The organism is Cupriavidus sp. FW305-27 (assembly GCF_058787995.1).
In genome coordinates, this window is sequence record NZ_JBYTAG010000101.1 from 1 (window position 1) to 19,146 (window position 19,146).

Below are 19,146 nucleotides of genomic sequence, written 5' to 3' on the forward strand. Positions count from 1 at the left end.
GCGCTGAATTGCTCTAAACTTGCGATTTTAGAGGCCATGCCGTTTTGATGCGCGCAGGCCGTGTAGCGGTCACCGTCCCCAATGTCCGACCAGCAACCCGATTCCCCAAATCCCGCCGACGAAGTTCCGGCCGAAGCGGCGGCCGCCCGGCCAGCCGAGGTGACTGCCGAGGCGGCTGCTGAAGCGCCGCCGGAGCCGTTCGACCCGCGCCCGGTCATTTCCCGCCTGCCCGGCCTGCCGGGCGTGTACCGCTATTTCGACGCGGCAGGCAATGTGCTGTACGTGGGCAAGGCGCGCGACCTGAAGAAGCGGGTGTCGAGCTACTTCAACAAGACCCAGTTGTCGCCGCGTATTGCGATGATGGTGGCGCGCATTGCCCGCATCGATACCACGGTGGTGCGCACCGAGGCCGAGGCGCTGCTGCTCGAGAACAACCTGATCAAGGCGCTGGCGCCGCGCTATAACATCCTGTTCCGCGACGACAAATCGTACCCGTTCCTGAAGCTGACCGGGCACCGCTTCCCGCGCATGGCGTACTACCGCGGCGCCACCGACCGCAAGCATCAGTACTTCGGGCCGTTCCCGAGCGCCTATGCGGTGCGCGAGAGCATGCAGATCCTGCAGAAGGTGTTCCAGCTGCGCACCTGCGAGGACACCGTCTTCAACAACCGCACGCGGCCGTGCTTACTGCACCAGATCCATCGCTGCACCGGTCCGTGCGTCAACGCCATCAGCGAAGAGGACTACGCGCGCGACGTCGCCAATGCGGCGCGCTTCCTGCAAGGCCGCCAGACCGAGGTGCTGGAAGGCCTGCAGGGCAAGATGGAACAGCACGCCGAGCGGCTGGAGTTCGAGCAGGCCGCGGCCGTGCGCGACCAGATCGCGGCGCTGTCGACCGTGCTCAAGCGCCAGGCGGTGGAAGAGGTAGGCGGGCAGGCGCGCGACATCGACGTGCTGGCCGTCGCCGTGGAGGGCGGGCGTGCCTGCGTCAACCTGGCCATGGTGCGCGGCAGCCGCCATCTGGGCGACAAGGCCTACTTCCCGGCCCATGCCGACGAAGCGGCGATGATCGTCGAGGATGCCGATGAGCGCGAGGATGACAGCGCCGCCGCCGCGCCGCCGCTGACCGTCGACCGCATCGCCACCCGGGTGCTGTCGGCCTTCATGGTGCAGCACTACCTGGAGCAGCCGGCGCCGCCCATCATCGTCGTCAGCCATGCGCCGGACGATGCCACGGTGCTCGAGGCGCTGACGCTGCACGCCGGGCGCAAGGTCACGCTGGTGCGCCAGCCGCAGGGCCAGCGCAAGGTCTGGCTGGAGATGGCGCAGCAGGGCGCCGCGCTGGCGCTGTCGCGCCGGCTGGCCGAGCAGGGCAGCCAGGAGGCGCGTACGCGCGCGCTGGCCGAAACCATCGGGCTGGACCTGGAAGACCTGGCGCTGCTGCGCGTGGAATGCTTTGACATCAGCCATACCGCCGGCGAGGCCACCCAGGCATCGTGCGTGGTGTACCACCACCACGACATGCAGAACAGCGAATACCGCCGCTACAACATCCAGGACATCATTCCCGGCGATGACTACGCGGCCATGCGCCAGGTGCTGACGCGGCGCTACCAGAAGCTGGTCGAGCAGATCCAGGAAGACGGCGGCATGGAGGCCGGCAGCGAAGCCGCGGCGCAGGTGCCGCAGATCGTGCTGATCGACGGCGGCAAGGGACAGGTCGAGGTGGCACGGCAGGTGTTCGAAGAACTCGGGCTGGATATCGGCCTGCTGGTCGGCGTGGCCAAGGGCGAGGGCCGCAAGGTCGGCCTGGAGACGCTGGTGTTCGCCGATGGCCGTCCGTCGCTGGAACTGGGGCAGGGCAGCGCCGCGCTGATGCTGGTGGCGCAGATCCGCGACGAGGCGCACCGCTTTGCCATCACCGGCATGCGCGCGCGCCGCGCCAAGACGCGCACCACCTCGAGGCTGGAAGAGATCGAGGGCATCGGCGCGCGCCGGCGCCAGAAGCTGCTGACCCGCTTCGGTGGGCTGCGCGGCGTGATGGCCGCCAGCATCGACGAACTGGCCAGCGTCGAGGGCATTTCACGCGGCCTGGCCGAAGAGATCTACCGGCAGTTGCACTGAGCGCGCGGGGCCGCGCGGTGGGAAATTGACCAGTGATGGTCGATTGGTCCGGAAATCGGCGACAATCGCAAGATTGGTTACCGTCCCCCGCCGCCCGAGTTCCATGCCCTTCAATTTCCCGATCCTGCTGACCTGGCTTCGCGTCGCCATGATTCCCCTGGTGGTTGGCGTGTTCTACCTGCCCGACGCGTGGTTGCCGATGCACGCCAAGAACCTGACGGCGGCGTCGTTCTTCATCATTGCCGCGGTCACGGACTGGCTGGACGGGTTCCTTGCGCGGCGCTGGAACCAGACCTCGTCGTTCGGGGCCTTCCTGGATCCGGTCGCCGACAAGCTGATGGTGACGGCAGCGCTGCTTTCGCTGCTGGCACTGGGCCGGGTCACGGACCTGATCGCGCTGGTGATCATCGGGCGCGAGATCACCATTTCGGCTCTGCGTGAATGGATGGCGCAGATCGGCGCTTCCAAGAGCGTCGCGGTGAACTTCCTCGGCAAGCTCAAGACCACGGTGCAGATGGTGGCGATCCCGCTGCTGCTGTACAGCGACCGCCTGTTCGGCTTCGATGCCCACCTGCTCGGCACGTGGATGATCTACGTGGCGGCGGTGCTGACGCTGTGGTCGATGTTCTATTACATGAAGCTGGCCTGGCCGCAAATCCGCGAGCGCAGCGGGATGGTGGCGCGCGCCGGCGCGCAGAAATGAAAAGAATTTTTGAAAAGGTGTTGACGGCGAGAGCAGTTCTTTGCATAATCTCATTCTCGTTGCTGACGACACAAACGAAAGCAGCGAGATAAGGTGGGTTTAGCGCAAGATGTTGTGAGATAGCAGCGTGTTGCGGCATAAAACACCTTATTGGAATTCGGTAGTGCCCCTGCGGGAGTAGCTCAGTTGGTAGAGCGCAACCTTGCCAAGGTTGAGGTCGCGAGTTCGAGACTCGTCTCCCGCTCCAATCCCCAAAGGGAAGCACCGCTTCCCTTTTTGTTTGGGTTGAATCGCCGCAAGACATTGCCGGAAGCTGCGCTCCGGCAGCATCGGCTGAATGCGGATACAATCCAGCAGCACGTCACCTGGCGGGGTGGCAGAGTGGTTATGCAGCGGCCTGCAAAGCCGTGTACGCCGGTTCGATTCCGACCTCCGCCTCCAGTTGCATGCAGAACGGCGCCTCGCGGCGCCGTTTTTGTTTTCCGGGCCAGTTCCCTGCCTCGCCTTCAGTCAAGCAGGCGCCGGATCGTCCGCCATCTCCGCGCCTCGGGCACGTGGCGGGCATGTTACATTACTCCTGTCGTACGCTTTTCGGGGGGCTCCGCGTGATGGATAGCGGGGCAGCATGTCAATCGCCATCCCCGATCCGTGACGCGCCGCCGGCGTGTCCGGGGCCGCTGCGGCACTTCCCGTTCTTCCCCGTTCCGATGCTGCTGCCAATTGTTGCGGCGATTTCCCCGCGCTGACCGCTGGTGCGCGCCGGATGCGCTGTCGCGGTTGCCAGGGCCGGGAGCGGGTTAGCCGTTCAGCCCCTGACACGAGGAATCCCGCGCGCATGCATCACGCCACCCCGCTTATCAGTACCATCGTCGGCGGTATCGTCCTGGCCTTTATCCTTGGCGCCATCGCCAGCCGGCTGCGCCTGCCGCCGTTGATCGGCTACCTGTGCGCGGGCATCGTGGTCGGTCCGCACACGCCCGGCTATACCGCCGACCAGGCCCTGGCGCCGGAGCTGGCCGAGCTTGGCGTGATCCTGCTGATGTTCGGGGTGGGGCTGCACTTTTCGATCAAGGACCTGATGGCGGTCAAGCGCATCGCCATTCCGGGGGCGGTGGTGCAGATCGGCATCGCCACGCTGATGGGCATGCTGGTGGCCTGGGGCTTCGGCTGGTCATGGGGGCAGGGGCTGGTGTACGGACTGGCGCTGTCGGTGGCGAGCACCGTGGTGCTGCTAAAGGCCTTGCAGGAGCGTGACCTGGTGGAGTCGCCGCAGGGCCGCATCGCGGTCGGCTGGCTGATCGTGGAAGACCTGGCGATGGTGCTGGCCCTGGTGCTGCTGCCGGCCATGGCAGGTCTGCTGGCGGCTTCCGGCGTAACCTCGGGCGAAACATCGGGCGAGGCCGCGCCGGCTACCGGTGACGTGGTGCTCGCGATCTTCGCGACGCTGGGCAAGGTGGCCGCTTTCGTCGCGGTGATGCTGGTGATCGGCCGGCGCTTTATCCCGTGGATGCTGGAGCGCATCGTCTGGACCGGCAACCGCGAGATGTTCCGCCTGGGCGTGCTGGCGACGGCGCTGGGTGTGGCCTACGGCGCCTATGCGCTCTTTGGCGTGTCGTTCGCGCTGGGCGCGTTCTTTGCCGGCATGGTGCTGGCGGAGTCCGAGTTCAGTCATCGTGCGGCCGAAGAGTCGCTGCCGCTGCGCGATGCCTTCGCCGTGCTTTTCTTCGTATCCGTGGGCATGCTGTTCGACCCGATGGTGCTGGTCAACGATCCGTGGGGCGTGCTGGCGACGGTGTTTATCATCGTGGTGGGCAAGTCGCTGGCGGCGCTGGGCATCGTGCGTGCCTTCGGGCATTCCGGGCAGACCGGCATGACCATTGCCGTGAGCCTGGCGCAGATCGGCGAGTTCTCGTTCATTCTCGCCAGCCTCGGCGTCTACCTGAAGATCCTGCCCGAGCGCGGCCAGGCGCTGATCCTGGCCGGGGCGCTGCTGTCGATCATGCTCAATCCGGTGCTGTTCCACCTGCTCGACCTGTACACGGCGCGGCGCAATCGCAGCGCGGATCCGCAGCCGGCCTGACCGGAGCCTGGGTGCGGCTCAGCCGCCGATCCGCGGCGCCATGGTGCGCAGGTATTCGGTAAAGGCCAGCAGCCCCTGGGTCGGGAACTTGTCCTGGTGCACCACCAGCTGCAGCGGCCGCACGATGCGTGGCAGGCCGTCGCGGATCGCCACCAGCGTGCCGCGCTCCAGTTCATCGCGCACCACATGCAGCGACAGGCAGCTGACGCCGAAGCCGCTCATCACTGCGCGCTTGATGGCTTCGGCGTTGCCCAGCTCCAGCGCGAAGCGCAGCTCGCCCAGCAGCGGCACCAGCCGTTCCTCGATGACCTCGCGCGTGCCCGAGCCCGGCTCGCGCACGATCCACTCGGCATCGCGCAGCGCCACCAGGTCGTGCGGCACGGCCGCAAGCGGATGCGAGGGGCCGACTACCACCACCATCTCGTCATCGCACCAGGGCACGCTGCGCAGGTCGCGCTCATGGCTGGCGCCTTCGACCAGGCCGATATCGGCGTCGAACTGCAGCAACGATTGCAGCACCTCGCGGGTATTGCCGATGCGCAGGTCCAGCGTGCATGGGCCGCTGCGCGAATGGCGGAAGCCCGCCAGCAGCGGCGGCAGGATGTAGCTGCCTATGGTATTGCTGGCCGCGATGCGCAGCTGCACGCCGGTCTGGGTGGCAAAGCGCTCCAGTTCCTGGGCCTGGTCCAGCAGCGACAGCGCGCGCGGGAAAAACTGGCGGCCGGTCTCGTTGATGCTGAGCCGACGGGCCACGCGGTCGAACAGCGGGCTGTCGAGCGCGCGCTCAAGCTCGGCCAGCGAGGCGCTGACGGCCGACTGCGACATCGCAAGTGCCTGCGCCGCCGCCATGGTGCTGCCATGCTGGGCCACGGCAACGAAGACGGACAGCTGGCGCAGCGTCAGGCGCAGGGGACGATGTTCGGGCCGGGGATCGGGGCGGTGGTTCATATCGATATAATCAATAACGCATAACGATATTACCCGTTTTACGGGTTAGCGGGGTGCCAGTACGCTTGAGTCACTAAAGAACACGACCCGAGCCTGCCATGTCCTCCGTCTCCGCCCCCCGCACCACCCCGGCCGCCGCGCCGGCCTTGCCGCCGCCGTGGTCGCAGCGCCTGCTGACGCTGGTACCGCTGGGCGGCATTGCCTGGCTGGCGATTGCGCTGGCCGAGCATCCGGCCGTGGCGCGCTACGGGCTCAGCGCGCTGACGCTGGCCATGTGCGCCGGCATGGTCGCGGCCAACACGCTGCCGCGCCACTGGCTGGCGCCGCTGGCCCCCGGCATGCAGGTCGCACGCCACCACCTGCTGCGGCTGGGCGTGGCGCTGTACGGGCTGCGCCTGACCTTTGCCTCGATTGTCGCCCTGGGCCTGCCGGGCATCGTGGTGCCGCTGACCATGCTGGTGGCCACGCTGCTGTTCGGCACCTGGGTGGGTACGACGTTCTTCGGCCTGAGCCGCCGCGAAGCGATCCTGGTCAGCTCCGGCAGCGCCATCTGCGGTGCCGCCGCGGCCATCGCCGTATCATCGGTGGTGCGCACCGACGACAAACAGACCGCCGTGGCGGTGGCGACGGTGGTGCTGTTCGGCACCGTCGGCATGCTGCTTTATCCCTATCTGTACGAACTGGCGACCGGCCACTGGCACTGGGCCGTCAGCGAGCGCATGTTCGGCATCTTTACCGGCGCGACGCTGCACGAGGTGGCCCAGGTGATCGCCGCCGGCAAGATGATCAGCGAGCCGACCGCCGACGCTGCCGTGGTGGCCAAGATGGTGCGCGTGCTGGCATTGGGCCCTCTGCTGCTGGTGATGGCGCTGTGGCCGCAGGGCGGCGAGCAAGCCGAGCAAGGCACCGCAGGCGGCAGCCGCCTGCATGGCATCCTGAAGTCGGTGCCGTGGTTCGCGGTGGGGTTTGTCGCAGTGATGGCGGTCAACTCGGCCGGCACCGTGCCCACTGCCTGGAAGGCGCCGCTGATCGCGCTGGACAACTGGCTGCTGGCCTGCGCGATGCTGGCGATCGGCCTGCACACCCGCATCGGCGATCTGGTGCGCGCCGGACGCAAGCCGCTGGCGCTGGCCGGTGTGCTGTTCGTGTTCCTGATGGGGGTGGGTGCGCTGATGTGCTACGCGATGGCCTGACGCGCGCGGAGCTGAAGGCAGCAAAAGAAGGGGGCCGATGGCCCCTTCTTTTATTTTGAAGCGGGAGCGGAGGGGGGCTGTACACCCTGGTGCGGCCGACGGGACTCGAACCCGTAAGCCTGGAAAGGCGGCAGATTTTAAGTCTGCTGAGTCTACCAATTTCTCCACGGCCGCACGGCAAGCCCGGTATTGTGGTGGCTCGGCATCCCGGATGCAAGCGCGTTACTGCTGCGGGCGCCTGGCGCGCGAAAAAGTGACGCCGCTGTTACGGCTGGTAACAATGTCGACCTTGCCGTTGCACCTGGAAAATTCCGAACCCCTACAATACGGATTAAGAGAAATCTCACTTTGAGAGGCGGATATGAAACGTTGGTGGCTCGTAGCATTCGGTGTCGCAGCCGGGCTTGCTTCCGGGGCAGCAATGGCCCATGTGAGCGTCGGCGTGGCAATCGGCGTGCCGGGCGTAGTGGTTGGCGCGCCCGCCTATTATCCGCCAGCCCCGGCTTACTATGCACCGCCGCCTGTCGTGGTGGCACCTGCGCCGGTCTACTACGGCCCGCCCCCGGTGGTGGTACGACCGCGTCCGGTCTATTACGGTCCTGGCTACTACGGCCCGCCGCGCTATTACGGCGGCCACCGCGGCTACTATGGCCCGCCGGGATACCATCGTGGCCGTGGCCGTGGGCATGGCCATGGTCATGGCCGTTGGCGCGACGACTGATCGCCCGTTCGAGCTGCGCAAGCTTTTTGAAAGAGAAGGGGCCCTCCGGGGTCCTTTCTTTTTTCCTGCCGCACTGCGACATGAGGCGCTGAAGCCAGTTCCCGGAAATTCGACCCCTTGCTGAGCGTAGTCAAATTATTTGAACAGACTGCTCAAAGCGTCACCTCTATCGTCATAAGGGTTTTCCCCTAAACTACCGTTGTGACATCGTGATGACGGCACCGCGAAGTGCTGTACGGTGCCTCGACTAACAATAGCAAGGGGAATATCCATGAAGATCACACAAGCCGTTGCTGCCGTCGCAGCCCTGGCCGCGCTGGGCGCGCTTTCCACCTCCGCATTTGCCGCCGTCGGCAAGGTCGATCCGTACCTGGACGGCGCCAGGGTCGGCAAGACGGACCCGTACACCGATGGTGCCAAGATGGGCAAGGTTGATCCGTTCACCGACGGTGCCCGCCTCGGCAAGCCCGATCCATACACCGATGGCGCGCGCATGGGCAAGCCGGATCCGTACTCGGACGGCGCCTGAATCGCTGTTGTCCGTCCATGATGAATGGCCCGCCAAGCGCGGGCCATTTTTGTTTTTCCCCGCGCTCCGGCGCACCGCAATGGGGCGCCTGTCATGACGATGGCGGGGGTGCGGCGCTATACTTCGGCCTCAACCAAATGAATGACCAGGAGAGTGGCATGCAGCAAAAGACGGTTCTGACGGCAGACGACGTGAAGAAGATCATGGCCGCTGCGGAAACCGAGGCGAAGAATCATCAATGGGCCGTGTCGATCGTCGTGGTGGACGATGGCGGCCATCTGCTGGCGATGCAGCGCCTGGATGGTGCCGCGCCGATCTCGGCCTATATTGCCGGCGAAAAGGCCCGTACCTCGGCGCTGGGCCGTCGCGAGTCGAAGGTATACGAAGACATGATCAACAACGGCCGCTACTCGTTCATGACGGCGCCGGTGCTGCAAGGCATGCTGGAGGGCGGCGTGCCCATCGTCTGCAACGATCAGGTGGTCGGTGCCGTGGGCGTGTCGGGCGTGAAGTCGACCGAAGACGCGCAGATCGCGCGTGCCGGCATCGCTGCGCTGGGCCTGTAAAGCCCTTGCGCCGGCCACTGTGCCGGCGCATGAAAATGCCCCGCAGGCATGGCCTGCGGGGCGGCATAAAAGAGGGCATGGCTGGGTACGGTCGGCCCGGCGTGGGGTCTGAATCCCGCCCGCGGCACCAGTACCTGGCTACTGCCCAACACCTCGTTCCGAGGTGGTCCCCACAAAAGTCTTTACTGCCACGTACGTGGCACCCGCGCCCAACGCGGGTCTAGATCGCTTCCCTCTGGCTTCAACCTTGCGGTATCGCCGCGGGGCCGCGTCATTTCGTCAGGATCAGCTTGCCGTAGCGCGTGACGCGCAGCGTGTAGACATCGCCGTTGTGCAGGATCGGCAGGGTGCTGGCGCCGCGCATGATGGCATCCAGGGCGACCGCCTCGCCGGCAGGCGCTGGCGACAGGCTGTCGCGCACCAGTGCCTCGAGCCGGGCGGGCAGGGCCGCCACCGCGGATTTCACGGATGCGATGGTCGACGGTGCCGCCTTCGCGCTGGCCTCGCGGCGCGGTTGCGCGGCGACCTCGACGCGGCGCAGCGACAGCCGGCGGCGGGTGACTTCACGCGGTTGCGACAGCGGCAGGGAAAGTGTGCTCATCTTCTGGCTCCGTTCTGCAAAAAGGGCGCGCCGGTCATGGCGCAGTCGATGGAAAGATATTAAATGAGAATTGTTATCATTACAATAGCCTCTGACTAAGATTCGCGGAACGACCAAGTGCGGTTAGAAGGGGGGCGCAAGAGGCGACGCAGCGCAGGCTGGCGCCATGACTCGGCGGCATCAACGACAAAGGGCACCCTGAGGTGCCCTTTGTCGTTCCGGAGCGCCTGGCGGCGCCCGCCTACTGCTTGGGTTCGGTGATAAAGCCGATCTTGCCCAGGCCGCCGTGCTGCGCGGCGGCCATGACCTCGGCCACGCGCTCGTAGCGCACCTCGCGGTCCGCGCGCAGGTGCAGCTCAGGCTGCGGCTGCTGCTGCGCGGCCAGCGCGATATTGCTTGCCAGCGTGGCCTGGTCCACTTCCACCTGGTTCCAGAAGACCTTGCCGGCAGCGTCGATCGAGACGTTGATGTTCTGCGGCTTCGGGTCGTTCGGGGTGTTGGTGGCGCGCGGCAGGTCGATCTTCACCGCGTGGTTGATCACGGGGATGGTGATGATGAAGATGATCAGCAGCACCAGCATGACGTCGACCAGCGGCGTCATGTTGATCTCGCTCATCACCTCGTCGTCGTCGCCGTCGAGAGTACCGAATGCCATGATGACTTCCTTGCTTGCGGTTTAGCGCTGAGCCGCGGCCAGGCGCACGGTGCCGTCCTCGGCGCGGGCGCCGGTGGGGCGCACGCGCGCGCCGGTGACGAAGTAGGCGTGCAGGTCGTGGGCAAAGCGGTTGAGCTTCGAGATCACCGACTTGTTGCCGCGGGTGAGGGCGTTATAGCCCAGCACGGCGGGAATTGCCACGGCCAGGCCGAAGGCGGTCATGATCAGCGCCTCGCCCACGGGACCGGCCACCTTGTCGATGGTCGGCACGCCCGAGGCGCCGATGCCGATCAGAGCGTGGTAGATGCCCCACACGGTGCCGAACAGGCCCACGAACGGTGCGGTCGAGCCCACCGAAGCCAGCACTGCCAGGCCCGATTGCATGTGCGCCACCGAGTCGTCGATGGAGCTCTTGAGCGAGCGGGTCAACCAGTCGGAGATATCCATCACGTCGTGCAGCTGCGGCTGGCTGGCGCGGTGGTGCTGGGCGGCTTCCTTGCCGGCGATGGCCAGCGTGCGGAACGGGTTGGAGTCGCCGGCGCCCAGGGTTTCGAGCGCGTGGTCGAAATCGTCCGAGTGCCAGAAGCGCTTTTCCGCGCCGTGCGCCATCTTCTTCAGGCGCACCAGATCCCACGCCTTGGTAAGGATCACGATCCATGAGGCGAGCGACATGATCAGCAGAATGATCGCGGTCGCACGCATGACGAAGTCGCCTTGCGTCCAGAGGTGGGAGAGTCCGAGGTCCTGCATGTGTTGGTTCCTGGTGAGTTCGCTTGGTTTAGGTCAGATCAGAGATCGGAAATCTGGGGCGGTCAGTTCAGTTCGAAGCCGATCGGCTGCTGCGCCGTGACGGCGACGGCGCGGCCGTTGTCCATGTAAGGCTTGCAGCGCATGGCCTGCACGGCCTCTACCGCGGCCTGGTCCAGGCGCGATGAACCGCTCGAGGATACGACGGAAGTCTTCACGACCTTGCCGCTTTCGTCGGTGGTCAGGCGCACCACGGCCTTGCCGGTCTCGCCCATGCGGCGTGACTGGGAAGGATACTTCGGTTGCGGCGCCGTGCACTGGATTTCGCCGATGCCGACCGCACGCGGCGCGGCGGATACCGGCGCCGGGGCGGGCTCAGGTGCCGGTGCCGGGGGTGCCGGCGGCGCGGGAGGAGCCTCGGGCGCGTTCGGTGTTGGCGGCAGGCTGGCTACCGGCTGCGGGGTTGGCTTGGGCTGCGGCGGGGTCGGCTTGGGCGTGGTCACCTTCACCTGCTTGGGCGGGGTTTCCTGCTTGGGCTTGGGTTTGGGCGGCTCCGGCGGGGCTTCCTGCTTGGGAGGCTCCAGCGGGATGATGCGCGCGACGATTTCCGGCGAGATCACCGCCTCGGTCAGCTTGCGGCCCAGGCCGCTTTGGATCAGGTAGAGCAGGCCGACGTGGAACAGCAGTACGGCGAGCGTAATCTTGAGGAAGCGTTGGTCGAACATGTGTCAACAACAAAAGTCTGCCAGCGGTGGCACCGCGGCGGCGCTGTGCGCCGTCACTTGCGATAAAACAGGATCAGCGAGATGCCGCAACCGACCAGCAGGCTAAGCAGCAATTCCATGATAAACGCTCCTTCAACTGGGTTGCCGTGGGAGCGCCACTCTGGGGCAGCGTGTCAGCGGGCTAGTATAAACGATAATGATTCTTATTTGTTGTAATTTGTGCGTCGCAACTGGAATTTTCTGGCCCGGCACGTTATACCGGCAAGTCCAGGCAGCATTTCGGGAGGTGATGCAGCGGTGCATGCGCGCTGGCGCGCTCTGGCACTTTGCTGCGCTTCGGTGCCCCAGGCCACAATTGCCGGTGCCCGTGGCGCACAGGCATGCGCGGTCGGTACCAAAGCGCGCTAGCATAGGAAGAAACTGCAGACGTGGCGGTGCCCCGGTCGCGGCCCCGCCATCGCGCACAGCGCGCTCGGGGACCCGTTCATGGACTTCACACGTTTTGCTGAAGATGACCGATCGACGATTCTGCGCTCCATGCCTGGCACATCGTCCAGTTCAGCATTGGACTGGATGTGCGCGCAGTTTGCCCTGCGCGTGGTCTGCGCGCTGGGCCCGCGCTTCAACCTGCGCAGCAATATCAACGATGTCCTGACCGTCAGCGCGCAGGAGATGGTGTGGCCGTACGGCGTGGTGCTGCGCGTGCAGCGCTTCCTGGCCGCGCGCTGCGCCGACATGCCCGCCTGGAAGGGCACCGCCCGCCTGACCCCTGAGGAATTCCTGGACCGCCACGGCCAATGGAACAGCGCTTTCGACGAAAGCGCGCTGTTCTATTACCTGGACGAGTACGTCAAGCACCATGCCAAGGACATGTTCGCCGTGTTCGACGCTTCGGCCGCTGCCATCGCCCAGCGCCTGGAAGGCGAGCGCGTGCTGCTGGTGCGCAATATCGACATGCTCAGCCATGTGCTGGACCTGCCCGAGCACGAGCGCAAGCTGCTGCTGTACGCGGCGCTGGCCAAGTACAAGCGCGACCTGCGCGCGGTGATGGTCGACTGCAAGGTGGCGCACAGCCAGGAAGCGTTCCAGATCCTGGCCGGGCTGACCGGCGCCGGCGCGGCCGACGTGGCCGCCTCGCTGCGCCCGGGCTCGCGGCTGGAGACGCTGAACCTGATCGAACAGCCGCTGCCGGAAAACAGCGTGACCGACCTGGGCGACCTGATGCGGCTCTCGGACCGGCTGCTGCACGTGCTGCTGGGCAACTACGCCAACGAAGCCGAGATGATGGCGGTCTTCACCCGCCCGGCCGCGCCGCCCACGCTGACCACTGCCGACTATCCCCATGTCGAGACCGACGCGCGCTACCTGTGCGCGCTGCTGTCCAATGCCACGCGCCAGCATGCGAGCGGAGTCAACGTGCTGATCTACGGGCCGCCCGGCACCGGCAAGACCGAGTTCGCGCGGCTGCTGGCGCGCGAGGCGGGCTGCGAGCTGTATGAAGTCGATTGCCTGGACCGCGACGGCAACAGCCTGTCGGGCAAGGACCGCTACCGCTCGCTGCAGGTGTCGCAGGCCTTCCTGCGCGGGCGTGCCCATACCGCGCTGCTGTTCGATGAGGTGGAAGACGTCTTCCCGGGCAGCGCGCGCGAGCTGATGAGCCTGTTCGGCCAGGAAGACACGCGCGCCTCGGTCAACGGCAAGGCCTGGGTCAACCAGACGCTAGAGCAGAACCCGGTGCCGGTGATCTGGATCTCGAATTCGATCCGGCAGATCGACCCGGCCTACCTGCGCCGTTTCCAGTTCCACCTGGAGCTGAAGATCCCGCCGCCGCTGGTGCGCGAGAACATCATCCGCAAGCACCTGGGCGGGCTGGACGTCAGCGACGCATTTATCACCGGGCTGGCCGGGCGCAAGACGCTGACGCCCGCGCAGGTGCAGTCGGCCGCGCGCTTTGTCGAGCTGGCACGGCCCGACGTGGAAGAGCCGGTGGAAGCGCTGATCCTGCGCCAGCTGGAACACGCCGACCGCGCCATGGGTCTGCGCCCCGAGGCCGAGGCGCGGCCGGTGGTCACGCACTACCGGCTGGAGAACCTGCACCTGGAAACCCGCTACGAGGTGGTCAAGATCGTCGACGCGCTGCGCGTGCGCCAGCGCGGCACGCTGTGCTTCTATGGCCCGCCCGGCACCGGCAAGACCGCGCTGGCCGAGCATATCGCGTCCGAGCTGGACCTGCCACTGATGATCCGCCGCGCCTCCGACCTGATGAGCAAGTATGTGGGCGAGACCGAGCAGCAGATCGCCGCCATGTTCGCGCGCGCCGAAGAGGATGGGGCGGTGCTGCTGCTGGATGAGGCCGACAGCTTCATGCAGAGCCGCCAGCAGGCGGTGCGCAACTATGAGATCTCCGAGGTCAACGAGATGCTGCAGGGCATGGAGCGCTTTAACGGCATCTTTATCTGCACCACCAACCTGTTCGACCGCATCGACGAGGCGGCGCTGCGCCGCTTCTCTTTCAAGATCCGCTTCCTGGCGCTCAAGCCCGCGCAGCGCGTGGCGATGTTTGTCGACGAGGCGCTCGACGGCGATGCCGCCGGCCTGACCGACAGCATGCGCCGTGAACTGGATACGATGGATTGCCTGACGCCGGGCGACTTCGCCACGGTCAAGCGCCAGTGCGTGCTGTTGGGCGAGGCGCTTACGCCGGATGAGTTCCTGGCACAGCTGCGCCAGGAGCACGCGATCAAGCCCGAGGTGCGGGAGCACCGGCCACTGGGCTTCCTGCAGTAGGGGAAGGCGCCGGTCAGAGGTCAGAGCGCCGGCGCCGGCTCGATCACCACGGTTTCCGCATCCGCTTCCACCTGCAGCAGCGTGGCTGCCATCGCGCGCAGGTGCGCGGCGTCCTTGGTCGAGGCAAAGCGGTCGTGCGGCGTGGCATCGGGCGCGGCGGCCAGCTTGTGTTCGGCCAGCTTGCGTGCCAGCTGGCGCGCAATGGCGCTGCCGGTGTCGACCAGTGCCAGCTGGTCGCCAACCATCGCGCGGATCGTGCCGGAGAGAAAAGGGTAGTGGGTGCAGCCCAGCACCAGCGTGTCGGCGCCGGCTTCGAGCATGGGCGTGAGGTAGGTATCGAGGCGCTCGCGCACGGCCGGGCCATCGATGTCGCCTTGCTCGATCAGCGATACCAGGCCCAGGCCGGCTTCGCAGATAAAACGGCTTTCACCATCCAGAGACGCCAGCAGGCGCGCGAACTTGGCGCTCTTGAGCGTATTGGCGGTGGCCAGCACGCCCACCACCTTACTGCGGCTGGCCGCGGCGGCAGGTTTCAGGCCGGGTTCCACACCGATGATTGGTAGCGGCAGTTGCTTGCGCAGCAGCTCCACAGCGTGGCCGGTGGCCGTGTTGCAGGCGATCACCAGCGCCTTGCAGCCTTGGGCGATCAGCCATTCGCAGGCCTGCAGGGTGCGCGCTTCGACAAACTTCTCGGGCTTCTCGCCGTACGGGGCGTATTTCGAATCGGCGAGGTACAGCACCGATTCATGGGGCAGCAGCGCGCGGATCTCGCGCAGCACGGACAGGCCGCCAAGGCCGGAATCGAAGACGCCGATGGGTGCGGGATTCACTGGGGTGCAGGGACGACAAGAAACAAGGTAGAAAAAAGCCGGGTCGGAACCCGGCTTCTTTTTCGAGCGCGACGGCAGATTCTACCGTCCTGCCAGGCTTACAGCGCGGCGACCGGGATCTTGCCGATCTTGGCCTGCCATTCCGCGGGGCCGGTCTTGTGCACCGAGGTGCCTTCGCTGTCCACGGCGACCGTCACCGGCATGTCCTTGACGTCGAACTCGTAGATCGCTTCCATGCCGAGGTCTTCGAAGCCGACCACCTTGGCTTCCTTGATCGCCTTGGCCACCAGGTAGGCGGCGCCGCCCACGGCCATCAGGTAGGCCGACTTGTGCTTCTTGATGGCCTCGATCGCCACCGGGCCGCGCTCGGCCTTGCCGATCATCGAGATCAGGCCGGTTTCGGCCAGCATCATCTCGGTGAACTTGTCCATGCGCGTGGCGGTGGTGGGGCCGGCCGGGCCGACCGCCTCGTCGCGCACCGGATCGACCGGGCCAACGTAGTAGATCACGCGGTTCTTGAAGTCCACCGGCAGCTTCTCGCCCTTGGCCAGCATGTCGGCGATGCGCTTGTGCGCGGCGTCGCGGCCGGTCAGCATCTTGCCATTGAGCAGCAGGGTCTGGCCCGGCTTCCACGAGGCGACTTCTTCCGGCGTCAGCGTGTTCAGGTCGACGCGCTTGGAGGTCTCGGTGTTCGGGGCCCACTCTACCTTCGGCCATTGCGACAGGTCAGGCGCTTCCAGCTTGGCCGGGCCGCTGCCGTCCAGCGTGAAGTGCACGTGGCGGGTGGCGGCGCAGTTGGGGATCATCGCGACCGGCTTGGACGCGGCATGGGTCGGGCAGGCCATGATCTTGACGTCCAGCACGGTGGCCAGGCCGCCCAGGCCCTGCGCGCCGATGCCCAGCGCGTTGACCTTCTCGTACAGCTCGACGCGCAGTTCCTCGACCCAGTCCTTCGGGCCGCGGGCGATGATGTCCTGGATGTCGATGGACTCCATCAGCGATTCCTTGGCCATCACCATGGCCTTCTCGGCGGTGCCGCCGATGCCGATGCCCAGCATGCCCGGCGGGCACCAGCCGGCGCCCATGGTCGGCACGGTCTTCAGCACCCAGTCGACGATCGAGTCGGACGGGTTCAGCATCACGAACTTGGACTTGTTCTCCGAGCCGCCGCCCTTGGCCGCAACCTGGATGTCGACGGTGTTGCCCGGCACCACTTCGTAGTGGATCACAGCCGGGGTGTTGTCCTTGGTGTTCTTGCGGCCGCCTTCGGGCGGGCTGACGATCGAGGCGCGCAGCACGTTATCCGGATGCGTGTAGCCGCGGCGCACACCCTCGTTGATCATGTCGGTCAGGCCCATGGTGGCGCCATCCCAGCGCACGTCCATCCCCACCTTGACGAAGATCGTGACAATGCCGGTGTCCTGGCAGATCGGGCGCTTGCCCTCGGCGCACATGCGGCTGTTGGTCAGGATCTGCGCGATCGCGTCCTTGGCCGCCGGGCTCTGCTCCAGCTCATAGGCGCGGCCCAGGCTGGTGATGTAGTCCATCGGGTGGTAGTAGCTGATGTACTGCAGGGAGTCGGCGACGCTCTGGATGAGGTCTTCTTGCTTGATGACAGTCATTTTGTGGGGGAGGGCAGCGGTGAAACACAGCCTGAAATCATACACTGAGCCGGGGCGCTCTGCCCGGCTGCATACATCCGTCTACAGCCGATAATGTGCGGCAAACGCCGCTGCCTGCGTGGGGGCGGGCCCAAAAGCAAAAACCGCGGCACATGGCCGCGGTCTGGCTGGGACTAGGCGTCCGATGGCGCACTAATGTGATTAGTGCTTGGCAGCTGCGCCGGCCGGGTGCGACACCATCCGGTCCACCCAGGCCATGGCGACTGCCGACAGCAGGAAGGCAATATGGATGGCCACCTGCCACATGATGGTGTGCGTGGTCCGTTGCTCGGCATCGATAAAGGTCTTGAGCAGGTGGATCGACGAAATCCCGATCAGCGCCATCGACAGCTTGACCTTGAGCACCCCGGCGTTGACGTGGTCCAGCCATTCCGGCTCGTCCGGGTGGTTGTCGATGCCCAGGCGCGAGACAAAGGTCTCATAGCCGCCCACGATCACCATGATCAGCAGGTTGGAGATCATCACCACGTCGATCAGGCCCAGCACCACCAGCATGATCTTGTTCTCGTCGAACTCGGTCACATGCGCCAGCAGATGCCAGACCTCGACCAGGAAGTGGTAGACATAGACGCCCTGGGCCACGATCAGGCCCAGGTAAAGCGGCAATTGCAGCCAGCGCGACGCGAAGATGATGCTCGGGATCGGCCGCATGGTCTGCGGCCTGGTCATTGGATTGGAAGCCATGGGCGGGGCGGTGTCAGCGAGTTGAAAGGCGGCGTGGATTGTACCAAGCGCCGATGACCGGGCGGTGTTACCGACCGTAACCGAACCGTTCGTCGCCGGCGTGGCTCAGCCCGCGGCGCCGGGATCGGCGCCGGCCGCCTTGCCGCGCCACGCGCCGCGCGCGATCCGCCCCGGCCAGCTGGCCAGCACGATCCCGGCCAGCACGCACGCCAGCGCCACCCCATGCGGCCAGCCCGGCTGCTCGCCCAGGAGGACGATGCCGTAGGTGGCAGCCGCCACCGGCAGTACCGAGGTGAACACCCCCGCCAGCTGCGCCGGCACATGGCGGATTCCCTTCATCCACAGCCAGAACGAGAACACGCTCGCCGACAGCGCATACCACAGCAGCATCAGCCAGGTCTGCGTGGGCACCGTCGACGCATCGAAGCCCAGCAGCGGCACCAGCCCCAGCGGCAGCATCAGCAGCCCGCCAATCAAATGCGTGTAGGCACAGATCTCGATCGCGGCCAGCGTCTGCGTGAGCCGGCGCGACAGGATCACGTAGATCGATTCGCACACCACCGCGCCCATGATCATCAGGTTGCCCAGCCATGCCTGGCTGCCGCTGCCGGCACCGTGCGCGTCGCCCCGGGCGATATTCAGCACGGCGATGCCGGTCATCGCCAGCAGCACCGATGCCACCGTGCGCCGCGACAGCCGTTCGCGCAGCAGCAGCCACGACAGGATCGCCACCGTGGCCGGGATGGTGCTGGTGATCACGCCGGCCGCCATGGCGCTGGTCAGCCGCACGCCATTGAGCATCAGCAGCGTAAACAGGAAGGTGCCGAAGAACGCCTGCAGGAACAGGTTCAGCCATTCCCCGCGCGAGACCCGGCGCATGCGCGCGGGCCGGTACCAGGGCGCCAGGCAGACGATGGCAATGACAAAACGCAGCAGCGCGAACAGCAGCACCGGCACATGCGCGATGATCGATTTGCCGAGGCCCACGTTGCTGCCGACCAGTGCCATCGAGGCAACCAGGAAGAGGGCGTAGACCGGGGAGAATGCTGAAGGGTTGGCGGGCACGGGTACGGCCTTGGTCGTCCGGCGGGCGCCGCGGCGCCTTGGCGCGGCGGGTGCTGAGCCGGCGGGAGCGGCAAGGGTAAGCGCCGCGATCAGGTATGGAACTCGCGGCATTATAGCTGTGCTAGCCTAATGGAGAAGGCTGCACTTTCGCGGCGCGTGCGTGGATTTTTCCCGCTGCATTGCAACAAGTTGCAGGCACGCCCCGGCCCACCGTCAGGTCTTACCGTCAGGTTTAAGTAAGCCGTCGGGCGTAACGTGGCAGCCAAAGCCAGTCCAAAATCAGGAGACAAACCTATGTCCGCCATCGAATCGGTGATGCAAGAGCATCGCGTGTTCAACCCGCCCGAAGGCTTCGCCAGCCAGGCCGCGATCCCCAGCATGGAGGCCTACCAGGCGCTGTGCGACGAAGCCGAGCGTGACTATGAAGGCTTCTGGGCGCGCCACGCGCGCGAGCTGCTGCACTGGACCAAGCCCTTCACCAAGGTGCTGGACCAAAGCAACGCACC

General features: G+C 66.0%; 18 protein-coding genes and 3 tRNA genes. 11 read left to right on the forward strand and 10 right to left on the reverse strand.

Annotated features, from left to right (window positions below):
- The first annotated feature begins 81 nt into the window (after positions 1–81).
- The 5 genes from uvrC (at position 82) to AC3WRI_RS31115 (ending at position 4,907) form a co-directional block, all read left to right on the forward strand.
- Positions 82–2,124 (forward strand): excinuclease ABC subunit UvrC, encoded by a 2,043-nt coding sequence (gene uvrC, locus AC3WRI_RS31095; RefSeq protein ID WP_010814698.1) that lies wholly within the window; start codon positions 82–84, stop codon positions 2,122–2,124.
- Positions 2,125–2,227: 103 nt separating this feature from the next.
- Positions 2,228–2,827 carry a CDP-diacylglycerol--glycerol-3-phosphate 3-phosphatidyltransferase gene (pgsA, locus tag AC3WRI_RS31100; RefSeq protein ID WP_010814699.1) on the forward strand — a complete coding sequence of 200 codons (600 nt, stop codon included), beginning with the start codon at positions 2,228–2,230 and terminating at the stop codon, positions 2,825–2,827.
- A gap of 171 nt (positions 2,828–2,998) precedes the next feature.
- Positions 2,999–3,074 (forward strand) — tRNA-Gly (locus AC3WRI_RS31105).
- Between the two features lie 120 nt (positions 3,075–3,194).
- A tRNA-Cys gene (locus AC3WRI_RS31110) sits at positions 3,195–3,268 on the forward strand.
- Between the two features lie 394 nt (positions 3,269–3,662).
- On the forward strand, positions 3,663–4,907 hold the full coding sequence (locus AC3WRI_RS31115; protein ID WP_010814700.1) for a cation:proton antiporter domain-containing protein: 1,245 nt from the start codon (positions 3,663–3,665) through the stop codon (positions 4,905–4,907).
- An 18-nt stretch (positions 4,908–4,925) separates the two neighbouring features.
- Here the strand turns inward: AC3WRI_RS31115 and AC3WRI_RS31120 are convergent, their stop codons facing one another.
- Positions 4,926–5,855, reverse strand: a complete 930-nt coding sequence (locus AC3WRI_RS31120; protein WP_492294773.1) for a LysR family transcriptional regulator — start codon at positions 5,853–5,855, stop codon at positions 4,926–4,928.
- A gap of 98 nt (positions 5,856–5,953) precedes the next feature.
- On the opposite strand from AC3WRI_RS31120, the gene AC3WRI_RS31125 reads away from it, so the two are divergent.
- A complete protein-coding gene (locus AC3WRI_RS31125; RefSeq protein ID WP_010814702.1) occupies positions 5,954–7,048 on the forward strand; it encodes a YeiH family protein in 1,095 nt (364 codons plus the stop codon).
- A gap of 87 nt (positions 7,049–7,135) precedes the next feature.
- On the opposite strand, the gene AC3WRI_RS31130 is transcribed toward AC3WRI_RS31125, so the two are convergent.
- Positions 7,136–7,222, reverse strand: a tRNA-Leu gene (locus tag AC3WRI_RS31130).
- 187 nt (positions 7,223–7,409) lie between these two features.
- Between AC3WRI_RS31130 and AC3WRI_RS31135 the strand changes: the two genes are divergently transcribed.
- The 3 genes from AC3WRI_RS31135 (at position 7,410) to AC3WRI_RS31145 (ending at position 8,864) form a co-directional block, all read left to right on the forward strand.
- Positions 7,410–7,769 carry a hypothetical protein gene (locus AC3WRI_RS31135; protein WP_492294775.1) on the forward strand — a complete coding sequence of 120 codons (360 nt, stop codon included), beginning with the start codon at positions 7,410–7,412 and terminating at the stop codon, positions 7,767–7,769.
- A 271-nt stretch (positions 7,770–8,040) separates the two neighbouring features.
- The gene (locus AC3WRI_RS31140; protein WP_010814704.1) at positions 8,041–8,298 is read left to right on the forward strand and encodes a hypothetical protein; all 258 of its coding nucleotides are present in this window, start codon (positions 8,041–8,043) and stop codon (positions 8,296–8,298) included.
- A 158-nt stretch (positions 8,299–8,456) separates the two neighbouring features.
- Positions 8,457–8,864 (forward strand): heme-binding protein, encoded by a 408-nt coding sequence (locus tag AC3WRI_RS31145; protein WP_010814705.1) that lies wholly within the window; start codon positions 8,457–8,459, stop codon positions 8,862–8,864.
- 271 nt (positions 8,865–9,135) lie between these two features.
- Here AC3WRI_RS31145 and AC3WRI_RS31150 read toward each other — a convergent pair whose 3' ends face one another.
- From AC3WRI_RS31150 to AC3WRI_RS31165, 4 genes are all read right to left on the reverse strand, one after another.
- On the reverse strand, positions 9,136–9,465 hold the full coding sequence (locus AC3WRI_RS31150; RefSeq protein WP_010814706.1) for a hemin uptake protein HemP: 330 nt from the start codon (positions 9,463–9,465) through the stop codon (positions 9,136–9,138).
- Between the two features lie 241 nt (positions 9,466–9,706).
- Positions 9,707–10,120 (reverse strand): ExbD/TolR family protein, encoded by a 414-nt coding sequence (locus tag AC3WRI_RS31155; RefSeq protein ID WP_010814707.1) that lies wholly within the window; start codon positions 10,118–10,120, stop codon positions 9,707–9,709.
- 21 nt (positions 10,121–10,141) lie between these two features.
- Positions 10,142–10,870, reverse strand: coding sequence for a MotA/TolQ/ExbB proton channel family protein (locus AC3WRI_RS31160; RefSeq protein WP_010814708.1), 729 nt, complete (start codon positions 10,868–10,870; stop codon positions 10,142–10,144).
- A 62-nt stretch (positions 10,871–10,932) separates the two neighbouring features.
- Positions 10,933–11,592 (reverse strand): energy transducer TonB, encoded by a 660-nt coding sequence (locus AC3WRI_RS31165; protein WP_010814709.1) that lies wholly within the window; start codon positions 11,590–11,592, stop codon positions 10,933–10,935.
- A gap of 486 nt (positions 11,593–12,078) precedes the next feature.
- Here AC3WRI_RS31165 and AC3WRI_RS31170 point away from each other — a divergent pair, with 486 nt between their 5' ends.
- Positions 12,079–14,379: an AAA family ATPase gene (locus AC3WRI_RS31170; protein WP_011615711.1), complete on the forward strand. Its 2,301-nt coding sequence runs from the start codon at positions 12,079–12,081 to the stop codon at positions 14,377–14,379.
- Between the two features lie 20 nt (positions 14,380–14,399).
- Here AC3WRI_RS31170 and murI read toward each other — a convergent pair whose 3' ends face one another.
- From murI to AC3WRI_RS31190, 4 genes are all read right to left on the reverse strand, one after another.
- Positions 14,400–15,209 carry a glutamate racemase gene (gene murI, locus AC3WRI_RS31175; protein WP_010814712.1) on the reverse strand — a complete coding sequence of 270 codons (810 nt, stop codon included), beginning with the start codon at positions 15,207–15,209 and terminating at the stop codon, positions 14,400–14,402.
- 98 nt (positions 15,210–15,307) lie between these two features.
- Positions 15,308–16,831, reverse strand: coding sequence for a fumarate hydratase (locus AC3WRI_RS31180; RefSeq protein WP_010814713.1), 1,524 nt, complete (start codon positions 16,829–16,831; stop codon positions 15,308–15,310).
- Between the two features lie 201 nt (positions 16,832–17,032).
- Positions 17,033–17,575 carry a TIGR00645 family protein gene (locus AC3WRI_RS31185; protein WP_037024644.1) on the reverse strand — a complete coding sequence of 181 codons (543 nt, stop codon included), beginning with the start codon at positions 17,573–17,575 and terminating at the stop codon, positions 17,033–17,035.
- Positions 17,576–17,680: 105 nt separating this feature from the next.
- The gene (locus AC3WRI_RS31190) at positions 17,681–18,640 is read right to left on the reverse strand and encodes a DMT family transporter (protein ID WP_058698457.1); all 960 of its coding nucleotides are present in this window, start codon (positions 18,638–18,640) and stop codon (positions 17,681–17,683) included.
- A 294-nt stretch (positions 18,641–18,934) separates the two neighbouring features.
- Between AC3WRI_RS31190 and AC3WRI_RS31195 the strand changes: the two genes are divergently transcribed.
- Positions 18,935–19,146 (forward strand): acetyl-coenzyme A synthetase N-terminal domain-containing protein (locus AC3WRI_RS31195; RefSeq protein WP_492294777.1); only part of this gene is annotated, 212 nt, incomplete at its 3' end.

Coding starts and splice junctions, on each gene's coding strand:
- uvrC (WP_010814698.1), top strand. CDS start 82: ATGTCCGACCAGCAACCCGATTCCCCAAATCCCGCCGACGAAGTTCCG.
- pgsA (WP_010814699.1), top strand. CDS start 2,228: ATGCCCTTCAATTTCCCGATCCTGCTGACCTGGCTTCGCGTCGCCATG.
- AC3WRI_RS31115 (WP_010814700.1), top strand. CDS start 3,663: ATGCATCACGCCACCCCGCTTATCAGTACCATCGTCGGCGGTATCGTC.
- AC3WRI_RS31120 (WP_492294773.1), bottom strand. CDS start 5,855: ATGAACCACCGCCCCGATCCCCGGCCCGAACATCGTCCCCTGCGCCTG.
- AC3WRI_RS31125 (WP_010814702.1), top strand. CDS start 5,954: ATGTCCTCCGTCTCCGCCCCCCGCACCACCCCGGCCGCCGCGCCGGCC.
- AC3WRI_RS31135 (WP_492294775.1), top strand. CDS start 7,410: ATGAAACGTTGGTGGCTCGTAGCATTCGGTGTCGCAGCCGGGCTTGCT.
- AC3WRI_RS31140 (WP_010814704.1), top strand. CDS start 8,041: ATGAAGATCACACAAGCCGTTGCTGCCGTCGCAGCCCTGGCCGCGCTG.
- AC3WRI_RS31145 (WP_010814705.1), top strand. CDS start 8,457: ATGCAGCAAAAGACGGTTCTGACGGCAGACGACGTGAAGAAGATCATG.
- AC3WRI_RS31150 (WP_010814706.1), bottom strand. CDS start 9,465: ATGAGCACACTTTCCCTGCCGCTGTCGCAACCGCGTGAAGTCACCCGC.
- AC3WRI_RS31155 (WP_010814707.1), bottom strand. CDS start 10,120: ATGGCATTCGGTACTCTCGACGGCGACGACGACGAGGTGATGAGCGAG.
- AC3WRI_RS31160 (WP_010814708.1), bottom strand. CDS start 10,870: ATGCAGGACCTCGGACTCTCCCACCTCTGGACGCAAGGCGACTTCGTC.
- AC3WRI_RS31165 (WP_010814709.1), bottom strand. CDS start 11,592: ATGTTCGACCAACGCTTCCTCAAGATTACGCTCGCCGTACTGCTGTTC.
- AC3WRI_RS31170 (WP_011615711.1), top strand. CDS start 12,079: ATGGACTTCACACGTTTTGCTGAAGATGACCGATCGACGATTCTGCGC.
- AC3WRI_RS31180 (WP_010814713.1), bottom strand. CDS start 16,831: ATGACTGTCATCAAGCAAGAAGACCTCATCCAGAGCGTCGCCGACTCC.
- AC3WRI_RS31185 (WP_037024644.1), bottom strand. CDS start 17,575: ATGGCTTCCAATCCAATGACCAGGCCGCAGACCATGCGGCCGATCCCG.